Source organism: Salipiger marinus, assembly GCF_035481585.1.
GTDB lineage: Bacteria > Pseudomonadota > Alphaproteobacteria > Rhodobacterales > Rhodobacteraceae > Salipiger > Salipiger marinus.
The window spans coordinates 47,503-64,034 of record NZ_JAYKSL010000013.1; the positions used below are offsets into that span (position 1 = coordinate 47,503).

Genomic DNA, 16,532 nt, shown 5'->3' on the forward strand with positions numbered 1-16,532 from the left:
ATGTCCAGTGATCTGGTCATCGTCTATCACCGCCAGCCCTATGAAGAGGTGGTGGTCGACGGCAAAACCGAATACCGCGAGAACAAAAGCCCCAACGGCATCGTGCCCACGCTGAAAAGCTTTTTCGGCTCGGTCGAGAAGGCCGCCTGGGTGGCGTGGAAAGAAGCCAAGGACACCTCCAACCCCGGCTTCGACCGGGTGGTGGAGATCGAGGACAGCTTCGGCAAATACACCGTGTCGCGCCTGCCCCTGACCGCCGAACAGGTCAGCAGCTTCTACCACATCACCTCCAAGGAGGCGTTCTGGCCGATCCTGCACGGCTTCAAGGAAAAATATAACTACGACCCGGTGGACTGGCCCACCTTCAAGGAAGTGAACTGGGCCTTCGCCGAGGCCGCCGCCTCGGAAGCCGCCAAAGGTGCCGCCGTCTGGGTGCATGACTACAACCTGTGGCTGGTGCCCGGCTATCTGCGCCAGATGCGCCCCGATCTGCGCATCTCCTTCTACCACCACACGCCCTTCCCCTCGGCGGACATGTTCAACGTGCTGCCCTGGCGCGGCGAGATCATCGATTCGCTGCTGGCCGCCGATGTGGTGGGCTTCCACATCCCGCGCTATGCCGCCAACTTCGTCTCCTGCGTGCGCAGCCTGCGCGATGTGGGCAATGTGCCGCGCAAACCCGTGCCGTCCGATCTGATCTCCGAAGGCTCGGCGCTGTCGGACCGCACCATGCCCACCGAGATCCATCTCGACACCGGGCATGTGGTGCATCTGGGCGTGACACCGGTGGGTGTCGATACCGATTACATCAAGGGGCTCGCCGAAAACGAGGCCACCGACGAACGCGCCACCCGCTTCCGCTCTGAAATCGGCGAGGGCAAGCTGCTGCTCTCGGTCGGGCGCACCGATTACACCAAGGGCGGCGCCGACCAGCTTCTGGCCTTCGAGCGGCTGCTGGAACGCCGCGCCGACCTGCGCGGACAGGTGCGGCTGCTGCATGTCTCGGTGCCTGCCAACCGCGCCATGACCGTCTACGAGCCGATCCAGAAGGAACTGGAGGAAATCGCGGGCCGAATCAATGGCCGCTTCGGCAGCTTCACCTTCCAGCCGGTGGCGCTGATCTCCCGCGCCGTCCCGTTCGAGGAACTGGTGGCGTGGTATCAGGTGGCCGATGTGGCATGGATCACGCCGCTGGCCGATGGCATGAACCTTGTCTGCAAGGAATATGTGGCCGCGCGGAAGGATGGCGACGGCGTGCTGGTGCTGTCGGAATTTGCCGGGGCGGCGGTGGAACTGGGGGCGGCGGTGCTGACCAATCCGTTCTCCAGCCGCGCCATGGATTTCGCCATCGATCTCGCCATGGACATGCCGGAGCCGGAACGCCGCGCCCGCATGGCCCTGCTGCGCAGCGCGGTCAGCAAGCGCGACACCCGGCACTGGGCCCGCGACCAGCTGGCGCTGCTCTCGCCAAAGGATTTTGCGCCCGAAGCCGCCTGAGCCACCTCGTTCCGGGCGGCGCGCGCCCTGCGCCGCCCGTCACTCCTGCTGCCGCATCTCGCGGCGGCGCATCGGCATGGCATCCACCAGCGCAAACAGCGCCTCGGGCGGTGTCACCTCCTCCGTGGCAAGCTTCACGCCACCATCCTTGCCGATCAGCACCAGCAGGAATCCCTCGGGCGCAAACCGCGCCCGCAGCGCCCCCTGCCGCTCCGGTGCCGTATCCCCGAACAGCACCATGTCGCGCGCGCGCAGCGCGCCCCCGGCCTCCGAAAGCTGCGCCATCTGCGCCACATAGCGCGGATCCGACGCCCCCTGAGCAAAGACCAGCAGCGGGCGCGCCTGCCAGCGCAGCGCCGCCAGATCCGGCTCGGGCTCCGCCCGCGCGCCCTGCGCCGCCAGCACCAGCCCCGCCGCCATCACCGTCCGCATCATCCCTCGCATCGCAAACCTCCTGCCAGTTCTCCAGCAGGACCTAGCGCTCAGCCCGCGCCGGACACGCAAAAAGGGCGGCGGCCCCTCGGCCCCCGCCCCTTCCTTCGGCTCCAAATATCCCGGGGGTCCGGGGGCAGCGCCCCCGGCCTCGCCTCAGCCGTTCATCGCCGCCGGGCGTTCGGCGCGCAGCGCGGTCAGCTCCTCGGCGACAAGGAAAGCCAGCTCCAGCGACTGCGAGGCATTGAGCCGCGGGTCGCAGGCGGTGTGATACCGGTCCGACAGGTTGTCATCGGACAGCGCATAAAGCCCGCCGGTGCATTCGGTCACATCCTGACCGGTCATCTCGAAATGCACGCCGCCCGGCACCGTGCCCTCGTCCTTGTGCACGGCAAAGAACTCCCGCACCTCGCGCAGCACCGCATCAAAGGGCCGCGTCTTGTAGCCGGAGGCCGATTTGATCGTATTGCCATGCATCGGATCGCAGACCCACAGCACATTGGCGCCCATCTCGCGCACGCTGCGGATCAGCCGCGGCAGATGCTCGGCCACCTTGCCCGCGCCAAAGCGCGAGATCAGCGTCAGCCGCCCCGCCTCGTTCTGCGGGTTCAGCTTCTCGATCAGCACCTTCAGATCCTCGGTGGTCATCGAAGGTCCGCATTTCAGCCCGATCGGGTTCAGCACGCCGCGCGCATATTCCACATGGGCGCCATCGGGCTGCCGGGTGCGGTCGCCGATCCAGACCATATGGCCCGAGCCCGCCAGCCACTTGCCGGAGGTGCTGTCGACGCGGGTCAGCGCCTCTTCATATTCCAGCAGCAGCGCCTCGTGCGAGGTGTAGAAATTCACCTGATGCAGCGCCGCGGAGCGGTTGCTGTCGATGCCCGCCGCCTTCATGAAATCCAGCGTGTCGGAAATGCGGTTGGCCAGATCGCGGTAGCGCGCCGCCTTCTCGCCCTCCACAAAGCCCAGCGTCCAGGCATGGACCTGATGCACGTCGGCATAGCCGCCGGTGGAAAAGGCGCGGATCAGGTTCAGCGTGGCGGCGGCCTGCGTATAGGCCTGCAGCATCTTCTGCGGGTTGGGACGCCGCGCCTCGGCGGTGAAGGCCAGCTCGTTGATGATGTCGCCGCGGAAGCTCGGCAGCTCGACGCCGTCCACCACCTCGGTGGGGGCAGAGCGCGGCTTGGCGAACTGGCCCGCCATGCGGCCCACCTTCACCACCGGCACCTTGGCGCCATAGGTCAGCACCATGGCCATCTGCAGCATCACCTTGAAGGTGTCGCGGATCGCATTGGCGGAGAACTGGTCAAAGGCCTCGGCGCAGTCGCCGCCCTGCAGCAGGAACGCCTCGCCGCGCGACGCCTTGCCCAGCTCCTCGCGCAGCCTGCGGGCCTCGCCTGCAAAAACCAGCGGCGGATACTTGGACAGCTGCGCCTCCACGGCTCCCAGATCTGCCTGATCTTCATAATCCGGCATCTGGATCCGCGGCTTCGATCTCCAGCTCGACTTGCTCCACTCGGTCATGGCTCTCTCCCGACGACACTCCGTTAGCGTAAACGTCTTCGCAAAAACGTCTCCCGCCTATACAGAAGGCAACCTGTCAAGACCAGTACGAATTCGCCGATCCGGCGCTGCGAAGGCTTGCGGAAAAGATACAAAACCGACATGCCTTGACGCTGCGTGGCCTTCCCGCCCGGTGGGGGCTGCCGCTCCGCCCGCCCGACCGCCAGCTTCGCCCCAGCCCCGCCAAGGACTTGCCCATGCCGGACCCGCGCCCCGCCACCGATCCGAGGCCGCGCCGCTTCGTCTTCGTTCTGCTGCCCGATTTCACCCTGCTCAGCTTCTCCGCAGCCCTCGAGGCGCTGCGCATCGCCAACCGCATGGCCGACCGCACGCTCTATAGCTGGGTGCTGACCGGCGCCGAGGGCGACAGCATCAGCTGTTCCGCGGGCGTGCCGGTGCGGCTGGACTGCCCGCTGCCCGAACTCTCCCGCGACGACACGGTGCTGGTCTGCGGCGGGCTCGACGTGCATCTGGGCACCACGCGCAAGCTGCTGAACTGGCTGCGCCGCGAGGCCCGGCGCGGGCTGACCATCGGCGGGCTCTGCACCGCCGCATGGACGCTGGCGCGGGCCGGGCTGCTCGACGGCAAGCGCGCCACCATCCACTGGGAAAACCACGACAGCTTCGCCGAGGAATTCGAGGAGGTCACCCTGACCAAGCAGGTCTTCGTCATGGACGGCAACCGGCTCTCCACCGCGGGCGGCACCTCCTCCATCGACCTCATGCTCAAGCTCATCGCCGATGACCATGGCGAGGATCTGGCCAATGCCGTGGCCGACCAGCTGATCTACAGCGCGATCCGCACCGATCAGGACACGCAGCGCCTGTCGGTGCCCACCCGCATCGGCGTGCGCCATCCCAAGCTCGCGCAGGTCATCCACCGCATGGAGGCCAATGTCGAGGATCCGCTCAGCCCGGCGCTGCTCGCCCGCGAGGTCGGCATGTCGACCCGGCAGCTCGAACGGCTGTTCCGCCGCTATCTCAACCGCAGCCCGAAACGCTATTACATGGAACTGCGCCTGCAGAAGGCGCGCAACCTGCTGATGCAGACCGACATGAGCGTGATCAACGTGGCGCTGGCCTGCGGCTTCGCCAGCCCCTCGCATTTCTCGAAATGCTACCGCGCCCATTACCAGACCACGCCCTATCGCGAACGCGGCAGTCAGGGCAGCCCCGCCGGATCCGTCCCCCGCGCCGAGGACTGACCCCGGCCCCCACCTTCTTCTGACCACAAATATCCCGGGGGAGAAGCCCGGAACGGGCTTCGGGGGCAGCGCCCCCTGCGGCCTCTCCCTTCCCCGCACCCCGGCCGGACCCTCTGCCCGGGCCGCCACCAAATGCCCTTTTCTTTTGCATATGACGCGCATAGGCTCTGGCCAGAGCGCGAGTTCCACTAGGGAGAAACTGAAATGAAAAAGTGGCTTATGGCCTCCGCCCTGCCCCTGTTTGCCGCAGGGACAGCGATGGCGGATGATGCCAAGATCGGGGTCATCATGGGCTATACCGGGCCCATTGAATCGCTGACCCCCGCCATGAGCGACGCGGCAGAGCTGGCGATGATCGAGGTCAATGACAGCGGCAAGTTCCTCGAGGGCGTCACCCTCGTGTCCGTGCGCGCCGACAGCACCTGCGTCGACAGCGCCGCCGCCACCGCCGCCGCGGAACGTCTGGTCACCACCGATGGCATCGTGGCCATCATGGGGGCCGACTGTTCGGGCGTGACCGGTGCTGTCCTGTCCAACGTGGCCGTGCCCAATGGCGTGCCCATGGTGTCGCCCTCCGCCACCTCTCCGGCGCTGTCCGAGGTCGAGGACAATGGCCTCTTCTTCCGCACCGCCCCGTCGGATGCCCGTCAGGGCGAGGTTCTGGCCGGGATCCTGCAGGAGCGCGGCATCTCCTCGGTCGCCGTGACCTATACCAACAACGATTACGGCAAGGGCTTTGCCGATGCCTTCGAGGCGGCCTTCACCGGCACCGGCGGGCAGATCACCCTGACCTCGCCGCATGAGGACAACAAGGCCGACTATTCCGCCGAAGTGGGGGCGCTGGCCTCTGCGGGCGGCGACGCGCTGGTCGTGCTGGGTTACGCCGATTCCGGCGGCAAGGGCATGATTCAGGCAGCGCTCGATTCCGGCGCCTTCGACACGTTTGCGCTTGGCGACGGCATGTATTCCGAAACCCTGCTGGCCGATCTCGGCGGCGATCTTGAAGGATCCTTCGGGTCGGTGCCATGGGCCGAAGGGGAAGGCGCCGATGCCTTCGCCAAGGCTGCCGAAGCGGCAGGCATCGTCGCGGAAAGCACCTATACGCGCGAAAGCTATGACGCGGCGGCGCTGATCGCGCTGGCGATGATGAAGGGCGGCGAGCCCTCCTCGGCGGCGGTTGCGGCCAATCTTCTGGACGTGGCCAATGCCCCCGGCGAGCCGATCCTGCCCGGCGAGCTGGGCAAGGCGCTGGAGATCCTTGCCTCCGGCGGCGACGTGGATTACGTGGGCGCCACCAATGTGGAACTGATCGGGGCGGGTGAAGCCGCCGGGTCGTACCGCTATTACGAGATCAAGGACGCCACTTTCGAGACGGTCTCTTTCAAGTAAGACCGTTCCGACAGGACGACTGGACAGCCCGGGACGGATGCGCCCGGGCTGTTTTACAAAGAACAAAGGCGCCGAAGCGGCGCACCGGGGAGTAAGGACGTGATCCGGGTCGAAAGCCTGCACCGCCATTTTGGCGGCTTCCGCGCCGTGGACGGCGCCAGCCTGACCATCAAGACCGGCTCGATCACCGGGCTGGTGGGGCCGAATGGCGCGGGCAAGACCACGCTGTTCAACGTGATCGCGGGCGCGCTGCCGCCCACATCGGGCCGCGTGCTGATGGAGGGCGAGGACATCACCGGGCTTGCCCCGCACCAGCTGTTCCACAAGGGGCTGCTGCGCACCTTCCAGATCGCGCATGAGTTTTCCTCGATGAGCTGCCGCGAGAACCTGATGATGGTGCCGGGCGGGCAGACTGGCGAAGGGCTCTGGGCCTCGTGGTTCCAGCGCGGACGCATCGCGCAGGAAGAGGCGGCGCTGCTGAAGAAAGCCGATGAAGTTCTTGATTTCCTGACGATTTCCCATCTTAAGGATGAAAAGGCCGGCAACCTGTCCGGCGGGCAGAAGAAACTGCTCGAGCTTGGCCGCACCATGATGGTGGAGGCGAGGATCGTGTTTCTGGACGAGGTCGGCGCGGGGGTGAACCGCACCCTGCTCAACACCATCGGCGATGCCATCCTGCGGCTGAACCGCGAACGCGGCTACACCTTCTGCATGATCGAGCATGACATGGAGTTCATCGGCAGGCTCTGCGATCCGGTCATCGTCATGGCCGAGGGCCGGGTGCTGGCCGAGGGCACGGTGGAGGAGATCAAGGCCAATGAGGCGGTGATCGAGGCCTATCTGGGCACCGGGCTCAAGAACAAGGATATGGTCGGATGACGGCAGGGCTGCGCCATGGGGGCGCTGCCCCCATACCCCCGGGATATTTTCAGCCGCTGGAAGGGGCAAGCTCATGACCGAGAACGCCACGATGCCTGCCGCGACCCCTGCGGCGCCGGCGCCGTTCCTGATCGGCGAGGCGATGACGGGGGGCTACGGGCGCGGCGCCGACATCCTGCAGGGCTGCACCATCGCGGTGGAGCGCGGCGAGATCGCGGTGATCGTGGGCCCCAATGGCGCGGGCAAGTCCACCGCCATGAAGGCGCTTTTCGGCATGCTGACGCTGCGCACGGGCCGTGTGGTGCTGGATGGCGAGGACATCACCACGCTCAGCCCGCAGGCGCGGGTGGCCAAGGGCATGGGATTCGTGCCGCAGACCCGCAACATCTTTCCGTCGATGACGGTGGAAGAGAATCTTGAAATGGGCGCCTTCCTGCGCCGCGACGATCTGCGCGCCACGATGGAGCAGATCTATGGCCTGTTTCCGATCCTGCGCGACAAGCGGCGGCAGGCGGCGGGCGAGCTTTCCGGCGGGCAGCGCCAGCAGGTGGCGGTGGGCCGGGCGCTGATGACCAAGCCGTCGGTGCTGATGCTGGACGAGCCGACGGCGGGGGTGTCGCCCATCGTCATGGACGAGCTTTTTGACCGCATCATCGAGGTCTCGCGCACCGGCATTCCGATCCTGATGGTGGAGCAGAACGCCCGGCAGGCGCTGGAGATCGCCGACAAGGGCTATGTGCTGGTGCAGGGCGGCAATGCCTTTACCGGCACCGGGCAGGATCTGCTGGCCGATCCGCAGGTGCGGCGCAGTTTTCTGGGGGGCTGAGGCGATGGTCACATCTGCAAGGGCTTGGGCGGGGCTGCTGGCGCTGCTGCTGCCCGCCATGGCGGCGGCAGAGGGCGCGCGGCTGGAGCTGTCCTGCACGCGGCTCAGCCGCTGTGACGGCGCGGGCGCCTGCACGGCGGCGGAGGGGGCGGTCGCCTTCACGCTGGCGCCGCTTGGCGTCGATGCGCAAGGGGCGGGCGGCTATGCCATAGGGCATGACGGCGCGGCGCAGGGCGAGGGACAGGGCGTCTCCTTTGCCGGGCCCTTCCTCTGGACCCTGCCCGGGGGCGCGCGCCACACGCTGGTGCTGAGCAGCGAGACCACGGCGCTTTATCTGCGTCAGGCCGCGGGGGGCGCTGCCCCCGAGATCGACTTTCTGAGCTGCGGGATTCTGCCCTGATGGATGTTCTGAACGCGCTTGTCGCGCTTGCCAATTTCGTGCTGATCCCGGCGGTGGCCTATGGCAGCCAGCTGGCGCTGGGGGCGCTGGGGGTGACGCTGGTCTACGGCATCCTGCGCTTTTCCAACTTCGCCCATGGCGACACCATGGCCTGGGGCACCATGTGCACCATTCTGGCCACATGGGGGCTGCAGGCGGCGGGGATCACGCTGGGGCCGCTGCCCACCGCGCTGCTGGCGCTGCCTGCGGGCATTCTGGGCGCGGCACTGCTGGTGCTGGCCACCGACCGCATGGTTTATCGCTTCTACCGCGCGCAGAAGGCCAAGCCGGTGATCCTTGTCATCGTCTCCATGGGGGTGATGTTCATCTATAACGGGCTGACACGCTTCGTGATCGGCCCCGATGACCAGAATTTCGCCGATGGCGAGCGCTTCGTCATCAATGCCCGCGATTTCCGCGAGATGACCGGCCTTGCCGAGGGGCTGGCGCTGCGCAGCACGCAGGTGCTGACCGTGGTGACGGCGGTGCTGGTGGTGGCGCTGCTGTTCTGGTTCCTGACCCATACCCGCACCGGCAAATCCATGCGCGCCTATGCCGATAACGAGGATCTGGCGCTGCTGTCGGGGATCAATCCCGAACGGGTGGTGCTGGTGACATGGATCATCGTCGCCGCACTCGCCACCGTGGCGGGGGTGCTTTACGGGCTCGACAAAAGCTTCAAGCCCTTCACCTATTTCCAGCTGCTGCTGCCGGTCTTTGCCGCGGCCATCGTCGGCGGGCTTGGCAGCCCGCTGGGGGCGATCGCGGGCGGCTTCGTCATCGCCTTTTCCGAGGTGGGGCTGACCTATGCGTGGAAAAAGGTCGCGACCTACCTTCTGCCCGAGAGCCTTGCCCCCGAGGGGCTGCTGCAGCTCATGGGCACGGATTACAAATTCGCGGTCAGCTTCGTCATTCTGGTGATCGTGCTGCTGTTCCGCCCCACCGGGCTTTTCAGGGGGAAATCGGTATGAGAACGCTTGCCCTGTTTGCGCTGGTGGCGGCGCTGATCCTTGGCACCGGGCTGCTGCAAAGCTGGAATTCGGCGCTGCTGATCCTGAACATGGGGCTGGTCAGCGCGGTGATGGCGCTGGGGGTCAACCTGCAATGGGGGCTGGCCGGGCTTTTCAACGTGGGCGTCATGGGCTTTGTGGCGCTTGGCGGGCTCGCCGTGGTGCTGACCTCCACCGCGCCGGTGCCCGAGGCATGGGCCGCAGGCGGCCCGCGGCTGCTGGCGGCGCTGGGATGTGGCGTGGCGGTGATCGCGGGCGCGGTGCTGGTCTGGCGGCGCCTGCCGAAGCGGCTGCGCGGCTGGGGGGTGGCGGCGCTGCTCGTCGCCGGGTTCTTCGTCTATCGCGCGCTGTTTGATCCTGCCGCCACCGCGGTGGAGGCGGTGAACCCCGCCGCCACCGGCTATCTGGGCGGGCTCGGCCTGCCGGTGCTGCTGGCATGGCCGGTGGGCGGGCTGCTGGCCGCCGCCGTGGCCTGGGCCATCGGCAAGACCGCGCTGGGGCTGCGGTCCGACTATCTTGCCATCGCCACGCTGGGCATCGCCGAGATCATCATCGCCGTGCTCAAGAACGAGGACTGGCTGGCGCGCGGCGTCAAGAACGTGACCGGCCTGCCCCGGCCCGTGCCCTACGAGATCGACCTGCAGCAGGATCCGGGCTTTGTCGCCCGCGCGGCGGATCTGGGGATCGACCCCACCACCGCCTCGACGCTGACGGTGAAGCTGGGCTATGGCCTGCTGTTCGCGGCGGTGCTGGTCCTGCTGCTGGTGCTGGCGCAGCTGGCGCTGAACTCGCCATGGGGCCGGATGATGCGCGCCATCCGCGACAACGAGACCGCCGCCCGCGCCATGGGCAAGGACGTGACCGCCCGGCATCTGCAGATCTTCATCCTTGGATCGGCGCTTTGCGGCATTGCCGGGGCGATGATGACCACGCTGGACGGGCAGCTGACCCCGGGCACCTACCAGCCGCTGCGCTACACCTTCCTGATCTGGGTCATGGTGATCGTCGGCGGGTCGGGCAACAATTTTGGCGCGGTGCTGGGCGGGTTCCTGATCTGGTTCCTGTGGGTGCAGGTCGAACCGATCGGGCAGGCGCTGATGGCGGTGCTGACGGCGGGCATGGCGGATGGTTCGTGGCTCAAGGCGCATCTGCTGGACAGCGTGCAGCACATGCGGCTGCTGACCATGGGGGTGATCCTGCTGCTGGTGCTGCGCTTTGCCCCGCGCGGTCTGCTGCCGGAGCGCTGAGACTGTCGCGCATCGGCGGGAACCCCCGACCGATCCCTGCGTTGCGCTGGCATGAGACACCTGACATGGCACGACCTTACCCGGAACTGGAGCCGCGCGCTGGACACCCTGCGCGCGCGCTTTCCCAATCTTGATACGGAGCGGCTGCGCAGGCAGCCGCCCGACCGCGCCCGGCTGGTGGCGCATCTGGCCGAACGCCACGACCTGACCCGCAGGGAGGCGCGGCGCGAACTGGATGACTGGCTGTTTGCGCAGACCCTGCGCGGCGGCACCCCCGCCGGGCTCTAGCCTTGGGGCTCAGCCTAGCGAGGTGACCCAGAGGATCGTCGCATCCTCGGGGCTCAGCGAGATCACGTTATGCCCCATGGTCGCGTCGTAATAGGCGCTGTCGCCGCGCCGCATCTCCAGGGGTTCGTAAAATTCGGTGTAAAGCCGGATGACCCCGGTCAGCACATAAAGATATTCCTCGCCGTCATGGCGGATCCAGCCGTCGAACTCTTCCATCGACCGCGCCCGCACCCGCGCACGATAGGGCAGCATCTTCTTGCGGGTCAGGCTTTCGGCCAGAAGCTCGTGTTCATAGGTGGTGGTGACCTGCCGCACTCCGGCGCCGTCGCGCACATGCACCATCCGCCCCGAAATCTGGTCGCGCTTGGGCGGGGTGAAAAGCTGCGGCACGGAAATGCCCAGACCCACCGCCAGCTTCTTCAGCGCCTCATAGGTGGGCGACATCTGGCCATTCTCGATCTTCGACAGGGTCGAGCGCGCCAGCCCCGCCTGTTTCGCGGCCTGTTCCAGCGTCCAGTCCCGCGCCTTGCGCAATTCCCGCACGCGCAGGCCCAGATCCAGCGGTTCTGGCACTTGCTCCTGCCCGGTGTCCCGGGCGATGCGGATCAGGGTCTGCGGATCGCGAGTCATGCTTCGCCATAGCGCTGGCTCGGGGCGCTTGCAACTGCGGCGCAGGTGGCCCTTGCCAGAGCAGGGGCCGCCCGCTTATCCCGGCGGTCATGTTGTCGATCAGCGATGAAGGCGCCTTTGCGCCCTGCCCCGAACCGTTCAATCTGGCCGCGCATGTTCTGGCGGCTGGTGCCGCCACCCCCGACAAGGTGGCGCTGGCCATCCTGCGCCTCACCGGTGCCGAACGCTGGTCCTATGCGAGGCTGATCGCTGCCGTGCGCGGCACGGCGGCGGGGCTGCTGCAGGCCGGGCTGAGCCCGGGCGACATCCTGCTGCTGCGGCTGGGGGATACGGTGGATTTCCCGATCGCCTATCTGGGCGCCATCGCGGCAGGGATCGTGCCGGTGCCGACCTCGGCACAGCTGACCGCGCCGGAAGTGGCGAAGATGGTGGCAGAGATCAGCCCCGCCGCCGTGCTGCGCGCGCCGCAGGTGGCCTGCCCCGACCTTGGCCTGCCCGTCTTCGGCCCCGACACCTATCTGCCATGGCGCGATCTGCCCGCCGCCCCCTATGCCATGGGCGATCCCGACCGGCTGGCCTATCTGGTCTTCACCTCCGGCACCTCGGGCCAGCCCCGCGCCGTGGCCCATGCGCATCGCGCCATCTGGGCACGCCAGATGATGATGGAGGGCTGGACCGGCCTGCGCCCCGAAGACCGGCTGCTGCATGCGGGGGCGTTCAACTGGACCTTCACGCTGGGCACCGGGCTGATGGATCCGTGGACGCGCGGTGCCACCGCGCTGTTCCCCGCCACCGGCATCGATCCGGCGCAGCTCGCCCTGCTGATGAAACGCAATGACGCGACGATTTTTGCAGCCGTTCCGGGTGTTTATCGCCAGCTGCTGAAGTTCCCGCTTCCCGCGCTGCCGAAGCTGCGGCATGGGCTCGCGGCGGGGGAGAAGCTTCCCGCTCCGCTGCGCGCCGCATGGGAACAGGCCACCGGCACGCAGATCCACGAAGCCTTCGGCATGTCGGAATGTTCCACTTTCCTCTCCGGCGCGCCCGACCGGCCCGCGCCCGAAGGCGCCTTGGGCTTTGCGCAGGCCGGGCGCCGCGTGGCGATCCTTGGCCCCGATCACAGGCCGGTGCCGCGCGGAGAGCCCGGCCTCATCGCCATCGCGCGCAGCGATCCGGGGCTGATGCTGGGCTATCTCAACGCGCCAGAGGCGACGGCGGCGGGCATGGCGGGCGACTGGTTCCTGACCGGCGATCTGGGCAGCATGTCGGACGAGGGCGCCGTCACCTATCTGGGCCGCGAGGATGACATGATGACCGCAGGCGGCTACCGCGTCTCGCCGCTGGAGGTGGAAACCGCGCTGGCCGGTCTGCCGGGGATCACCGAACTGGCGGTGACAGAGCTGCAGGTCAGGGAAGGCGTGCGGGTGATCGCGGCCTTCTGCATCTCTGCCCTGCCGCTGGACGAGGCCGCGCTGGCGCAGGCGGCGGCAGAGCGGCTCGCCCGCTACAAGCAGCCGCGCGCGTGGATCCGGGTGGAGACGCTGCCGCGCAACGCAAATGGCAAGCTGCGACGCCGTGCGCTGCAGGATCACGCGCTGTCCTGATCCCGCCCGCCGGCCCGACGGCCCTGCGCGCGGCAGCGGTCAGAGCAGAAGCGCACCTGTTCCCAGTCGCGCGCCCATTTCTTGCGCCAGCTGAACGGCAGGCCGCAGCAGGCACAGATCTTCTGCGGCAGATCGGATTTCTTGCGCATGCGCGCCATGGCAGCCTCCGCGTCGGTCCGGCCAGAGATGGCACGCGCCATGGCCACGTCAAGAGCCCCACCGCGCCGCACCATGCTGATGCCATGGCGGGCGTGGCGCGGTCAGGGAAACTGCAGACACGCTCGGGCGGAAACAGACGGGGGGGCTTTCCGGCAGAAGCCACGGCGTCCCTCGCGCCCTTGCCCCGGAACGGCTGCCCTGTGGCAGGGGGCGATCGGCAAAATCCGCCGTGTTTGTGGCTCGCCCTTCCCGCCGTCGGCCCTGCTATAGCTCGACGGTCAGCGCTCCGACGCGGGGGTTCGCCCCTTCGTCGTGACGATCCCGCGGGTGCTGCCGGCCTGTGCCTGACCGGGTAGAGAGGCAGGTGCCGTGCGGGGCGCTATACGCTGCTCTTTTGGGTCCACCAGACACCTGAGGCGGGTTCTCTGCCCGGACAGGGAAAGCGCAGGGCTCGCAGGTCGCCGGACCAACACAATGGCCAGTGGGCCAGCGCCATGACCGGAAGCGTGCTTGGGCAAGAAAACCCCCGCGCCGCGCGACCCATCCGGGGCGCCACTGAGGCGCAAGCGCCGTGTGAACACCGGAGGGGGACGCTGCACCGCGCAGCACCAGCGCCTCGTGCCACCCGGAGCGGGGACGCTGCACTGCGCAGCACCAGCGCCTCGTGCCACCCGGAGCCGGGACGCTGCACCGCGCCGCGCCAGCGCTTTGTGCCCACCGGAGGGGGACGCTCCACGGGACGGACCTGCGCCGCGCCAGCATCACTCGGCGACCGGGACACTGCGGGGATCAGGCTTTCGCTGCCAGGGCTTGGGAACTCAGCCCCCGGTGGATGCAGTGCCATTGGGACAGCCAGCACCCCGCTCAGGCGGCGGAGACCTGTGGCATGTGCGTGGGGCCGTCGCGGCCGAGAGGGATCCCGTCCACCCGGAACACGCGCACGCCTTCGGCAAGGGTCCGGCTGTTCGAAGCCAGCTCGCGCGTGGCATCGCTTGTCTTGTTGACCATCGCCGCGTTTTTCTGGGTGACGTGATCCAGATGCGAAATCGCGGTGTTGATCTCTCCCAGCGTGAGGGTCTGTTCGCCGATGCCGCGGGCCACTTCGCGGATGCGGCCCGAGATCCGCTCCACCCCCTGAAAGATGTTGCCCAGCTCGCCACTGGCGCTGCCCACCAGATCGACGCCGTATTTGACATGCTGGCTGCTCTGCACGATCAGCGCCTTGATCTCCTGTGCCGATCCTGCCGAGCGCTGCGCCAGCGAGCGCACTTCGGCGGCGACCACGGCAAAGCCGCGCCCGGCCTCGCCCGCCCGCGCCGCCTCCACCCCGGCATTCAGCGCCAGCAGATTGGTCTGGAAGGCGATGTCATCGATGACCGAGATGATCTGCCCGATGGAATCCGACGAGGTCTCGATCCGTTTCATGGCGGCGATCACATCCTCCACCACCTTGTTGCTGCCTTCGGCGGCGGCTTTGGTGTCTTCCGCCTCCCGCCCGACCTCGGCGGCATATTCGGCGGCGGAGCGGACATTCTGGTTCAACTCCTCCACTGCGGCGGCGGTCTGTTCCAGCGTGGCGGCCTGCGTTTCGGTGCGCCGCGACAGATCCTCCGACGTGAGGCCGATATCCTGCGCCACCTGATCGATGGCCGCCGAGACCGACTGCACCTGCAGGATCAGCCGGGCGAAATTTTCCACGGCCAGATTATAGGCCGTGCCAAGCTGGGAAAAATGTGGATCGGTGATCTGGCTGACCCGGAAGGACAGGTCGCCCTGACGCAGCGCCTCCAGCCCGCGGCCCAGATCCTTGATCATCTCGCGCTGGCTGGTGATGTCGGTGGCGATCTTGGCCACCCGCACCACGCTGCCGCGCGCATCCAGCACCGGGGCATAGGTGGCGCTGATCCAGATGACCCGGTCATCCTTGGTGATGCGGGGAAACTGCGCCGTCACGAACTGGCCGGCGCGCAGATCCTCCCAGAACTGGGCATATTCGGCGGAGTCGCGATAGCCGCGCTGCACGAACATGCGGTGATGCTGGCCCTCGACCTCTGCCGCGGCATAGCCGAGCGCGCGCAGGAAATTGTCATTCGCCTGCAGGATCGTGCCGTCAGGCCGGAAATGGATCACCGCCTGTGTCCGGTCGAGGATCTGCAAAAGTGCTTCATCCCCGGACAGATCCGCCGGAGGTTTGACCTTCGATTTCCCGAAAAACAGCATCAGCGATTCCCCGAACGCAGCACAGGCATTCCCTGTGATACGCCCGGGGAGGTTTAAAGGAGTTTAAGCCGCGCGCAGCACATCCGCCGCAAGCCGGAAACTGTGGCGCCGCGCCTGCGGATCGTGGATCATGCCGGTGAGGATCAGCTCGTCCGGGCGCAGCCGGTCCACCCATCCGGCGATCTGGTCGGCGACCTGCCCCGGCGTGCCGGTGGCCGACACCGCCAGCGCGCGGTCCACCATGGCGAGCTCCGGCGTGCTTGCCACCTCGCGGATGTCGTCCACAGGTTTCGGCAGCGGGCCGGGCCGCCCGCGGCGCAGGTTCAGGAAGCCCTGCTGCTGCGAGGTGCGCAGGCGCACCGCCTCTTCCTCGGTATCGGCGGCCCAGACATTCAGCGCCAGCATGAAATGCGGGGCTTCGGTCAGGCCGGGGCGGAAGTTGCGGCGGTAGATGGCGGCGGCGTCTTCCAGCGCGTCGGGGGCGAAATGCGAGGCAAAGGCGTAAGGCAGGCCCAGATGCGCCGCAAGCTGCGCGCCATAAAGCGAGGAGCCCAGCATCCAGACCGGCACCTGCGTGCCCTCGCCGGGGATGGCGCGCACCGCCTGCCCCGCTTGCGGATCCTGAAAGAAGCCGATCAGTTCGACCACGTCATCGGGAAAGCGGTCGGGGCCGGAAAAGTTGCGGCGCAGCGCCATGGCGGTCACCTGATCCGACCCGGGCGCGCGGCCCAGACCCAGATCGATGCGGCCCGGAAACAGCGTGGCCAGCGTGCCGAACTGTTCGGCGATCATCAGCGGCGCATGGTTGGGCAGCATGATGCCGCCCGCGCCCACCCGGATCGTCCGCGTGGCGGCGGCGACCTGCCCGATCACCACGGCGGTGGCGGCAGACGCGATGCCGGGCATGTTGTGATGTTCGGCCAGCCAGAAGCGGTTATAGCCCAGATCCTCGGCATGGCGGGCCAGCTCCACGGTGTTCGCCAGCGCCTCGGCGGCGGTGCCGCCTTCGGAAATGGGCGACAGGTCAAGCAGGCTGTATCGGATGGCGGTCATCGGGGATCTCCTTTGTCGGAGGCTGATATAGGCACCCGCAGGCGGCAGCGACACCCCCCGCGCCGCACAGACCGGGCTGCGTCCCCGCGCA

Annotated in this window: 16 protein-coding genes; 10 read left to right on the forward strand and 6 right to left on the reverse strand. The window is 67.6% G+C overall.

What is annotated here, in order from left to right:
* Positions 1–1,497 (forward strand): glucosylglycerol-phosphate synthase, encoded by a 1,497-nt coding sequence (gene ggpS, locus VK682_RS16960; protein ID WP_089848625.1) that lies wholly within the window; start codon positions 1–3, stop codon positions 1,495–1,497.
* 39 nt (positions 1,498–1,536) lie between these two features.
* Here the strand turns inward: ggpS and VK682_RS16965 are convergent, their stop codons facing one another.
* Together VK682_RS16965 and VK682_RS16970 are read right to left on the reverse strand one after the other, a co-directional pair.
* Entirely contained in the window at positions 1,537–1,941 is a 405-nt protein-coding gene (locus VK682_RS16965; RefSeq protein ID WP_230797056.1) for a DUF4174 domain-containing protein, read from the reverse strand.
* Positions 1,942–2,085: 144 nt separating this feature from the next.
* Positions 2,086–3,456, reverse strand: coding sequence for a class II 3-deoxy-7-phosphoheptulonate synthase (locus tag VK682_RS16970; protein ID WP_089848621.1), 1,371 nt, complete (start codon positions 3,454–3,456; stop codon positions 2,086–2,088).
* Between the two features lie 236 nt (positions 3,457–3,692).
* Here VK682_RS16970 and VK682_RS16975 point away from each other — a divergent pair, with 236 nt between their 5' ends.
* From VK682_RS16975 to VK682_RS17010, 8 genes are all read left to right on the forward strand, one after another.
* Positions 3,693–4,700 (forward strand): GlxA family transcriptional regulator, encoded by a 1,008-nt coding sequence (locus VK682_RS16975; RefSeq protein WP_230797057.1) that lies wholly within the window; start codon positions 3,693–3,695, stop codon positions 4,698–4,700.
* A gap of 204 nt (positions 4,701–4,904) precedes the next feature.
* The gene (locus VK682_RS16980; RefSeq protein WP_089848618.1) at positions 4,905–6,089 is read left to right on the forward strand and encodes an ABC transporter substrate-binding protein; all 1,185 of its coding nucleotides are present in this window, start codon (positions 4,905–4,907) and stop codon (positions 6,087–6,089) included.
* 99 nt (positions 6,090–6,188) lie between these two features.
* The gene (locus VK682_RS16985) at positions 6,189–6,968 is read left to right on the forward strand and encodes an ABC transporter ATP-binding protein (RefSeq protein WP_324782260.1); all 780 of its coding nucleotides are present in this window, start codon (positions 6,189–6,191) and stop codon (positions 6,966–6,968) included.
* A gap of 73 nt (positions 6,969–7,041) precedes the next feature.
* Positions 7,042–7,794: an ABC transporter ATP-binding protein gene (locus tag VK682_RS16990; protein ID WP_324782261.1), complete on the forward strand. Its 753-nt coding sequence runs from the start codon at positions 7,042–7,044 to the stop codon at positions 7,792–7,794.
* 4 nt (positions 7,795–7,798) lie between these two features.
* Positions 7,799–8,194 carry a hypothetical protein gene (locus VK682_RS16995; protein ID WP_324782262.1) on the forward strand — a complete coding sequence of 132 codons (396 nt, stop codon included), beginning with the start codon at positions 7,799–7,801 and terminating at the stop codon, positions 8,192–8,194.
* A complete protein-coding gene (locus VK682_RS17000) occupies positions 8,194–9,204 on the forward strand; it encodes a branched-chain amino acid ABC transporter permease (protein WP_089848610.1) in 1,011 nt (336 codons plus the stop codon). Before VK682_RS16995 ends, VK682_RS17000 begins: the two co-directional genes overlap by 1 nt.
* On the forward strand, positions 9,201–10,490 hold the full coding sequence (locus tag VK682_RS17005) for a branched-chain amino acid ABC transporter permease (RefSeq protein WP_089848608.1): 1,290 nt from the start codon (positions 9,201–9,203) through the stop codon (positions 10,488–10,490). Before VK682_RS17000 ends, VK682_RS17005 begins: the two co-directional genes overlap by 4 nt.
* Positions 10,491–10,541: 51 nt before the next feature.
* Positions 10,542–10,778 carry a hypothetical protein gene (locus VK682_RS17010; protein ID WP_230797061.1) on the forward strand — a complete coding sequence of 79 codons (237 nt, stop codon included), beginning with the start codon at positions 10,542–10,544 and terminating at the stop codon, positions 10,776–10,778.
* Between the two features lie 9 nt (positions 10,779–10,787).
* On the opposite strand, the gene VK682_RS17015 is transcribed toward VK682_RS17010, so the two are convergent.
* On the reverse strand, positions 10,788–11,408 hold the full coding sequence (locus VK682_RS17015; RefSeq protein WP_230797062.1) for a helix-turn-helix domain-containing protein: 621 nt from the start codon (positions 11,406–11,408) through the stop codon (positions 10,788–10,790).
* An 89-nt stretch (positions 11,409–11,497) separates the two neighbouring features.
* Between VK682_RS17015 and VK682_RS17020 the strand changes: the two genes are divergently transcribed.
* Entirely contained in the window at positions 11,498–13,009 is a 1,512-nt protein-coding gene (locus VK682_RS17020) for a class I adenylate-forming enzyme family protein (protein ID WP_230797063.1), read from the forward strand.
* Here VK682_RS17020 and VK682_RS17025 read toward each other — a convergent pair.
* The 3 genes from VK682_RS17025 to VK682_RS17035 all read right to left on the reverse strand — a co-directional run bounded on the left by VK682_RS17025 (position 12,994) and on the right by VK682_RS17035 (position 16,441).
* Positions 12,994–13,167 (reverse strand): DUF2256 domain-containing protein, encoded by a 174-nt coding sequence (locus VK682_RS17025; RefSeq protein ID WP_230797109.1) that lies wholly within the window; start codon positions 13,165–13,167, stop codon positions 12,994–12,996. The genes VK682_RS17020 and VK682_RS17025 overlap by 16 nt on opposite strands.
* Before the next feature lie 865 nt (positions 13,168–14,032).
* Entirely contained in the window at positions 14,033–15,388 is a 1,356-nt protein-coding gene (locus VK682_RS17030; protein ID WP_230797064.1) for a methyl-accepting chemotaxis protein, read from the reverse strand.
* 63 nt (positions 15,389–15,451) lie between these two features.
* Positions 15,452–16,441: an LLM class flavin-dependent oxidoreductase gene (locus tag VK682_RS17035; protein ID WP_324782263.1), complete on the reverse strand. Its 990-nt coding sequence runs from the start codon at positions 16,439–16,441 to the stop codon at positions 15,452–15,454.
* Between the last annotated feature and the right edge of the window lie 91 nt (positions 16,442–16,532).

Excerpts from the sequence above, each read along its gene's own strand:
- ggpS (WP_089848625.1), top strand. The coding sequence starts at position 1 with ATGTCCAGTGATCTGGTCATCGTCTATCACCGCCAGCCCTATGAAGAG.
- VK682_RS16965 (WP_230797056.1), bottom strand. The coding sequence starts at position 1,941 with ATGCGAGGGATGATGCGGACGGTGATGGCGGCGGGGCTGGTGCTGGCG.
- VK682_RS16970 (WP_089848621.1), bottom strand. The coding sequence starts at position 3,456 with ATGACCGAGTGGAGCAAGTCGAGCTGGAGATCGAAGCCGCGGATCCAG.
- VK682_RS16975 (WP_230797057.1), top strand. The coding sequence starts at position 3,693 with ATGCCGGACCCGCGCCCCGCCACCGATCCGAGGCCGCGCCGCTTCGTC.
- VK682_RS16980 (WP_089848618.1), top strand. The coding sequence starts at position 4,905 with ATGAAAAAGTGGCTTATGGCCTCCGCCCTGCCCCTGTTTGCCGCAGGG.
- VK682_RS16990 (WP_324782261.1), top strand. The coding sequence starts at position 7,042 with ATGACCGAGAACGCCACGATGCCTGCCGCGACCCCTGCGGCGCCGGCG.
- VK682_RS16995 (WP_324782262.1), top strand. The coding sequence starts at position 7,799 with ATGGTCACATCTGCAAGGGCTTGGGCGGGGCTGCTGGCGCTGCTGCTG.
- VK682_RS17000 (WP_089848610.1), top strand. The coding sequence starts at position 8,194 with ATGGATGTTCTGAACGCGCTTGTCGCGCTTGCCAATTTCGTGCTGATC.
- VK682_RS17005 (WP_089848608.1), top strand. The coding sequence starts at position 9,201 with ATGAGAACGCTTGCCCTGTTTGCGCTGGTGGCGGCGCTGATCCTTGGC.
- VK682_RS17010 (WP_230797061.1), top strand. The coding sequence starts at position 10,542 with ATGAGACACCTGACATGGCACGACCTTACCCGGAACTGGAGCCGCGCG.
- VK682_RS17015 (WP_230797062.1), bottom strand. The coding sequence starts at position 11,408 with ATGACTCGCGATCCGCAGACCCTGATCCGCATCGCCCGGGACACCGGG.
- VK682_RS17020 (WP_230797063.1), top strand. The coding sequence starts at position 11,498 with ATGTTGTCGATCAGCGATGAAGGCGCCTTTGCGCCCTGCCCCGAACCG.
- VK682_RS17025 (WP_230797109.1), bottom strand. The coding sequence starts at position 13,167 with ATGGCGCGCATGCGCAAGAAATCCGATCTGCCGCAGAAGATCTGTGCC.
- VK682_RS17030 (WP_230797064.1), bottom strand. The coding sequence starts at position 15,388 with ATGCTGTTTTTCGGGAAATCGAAGGTCAAACCTCCGGCGGATCTGTCC.
- VK682_RS17035 (WP_324782263.1), bottom strand. The coding sequence starts at position 16,441 with ATGACCGCCATCCGATACAGCCTGCTTGACCTGTCGCCCATTTCCGAA.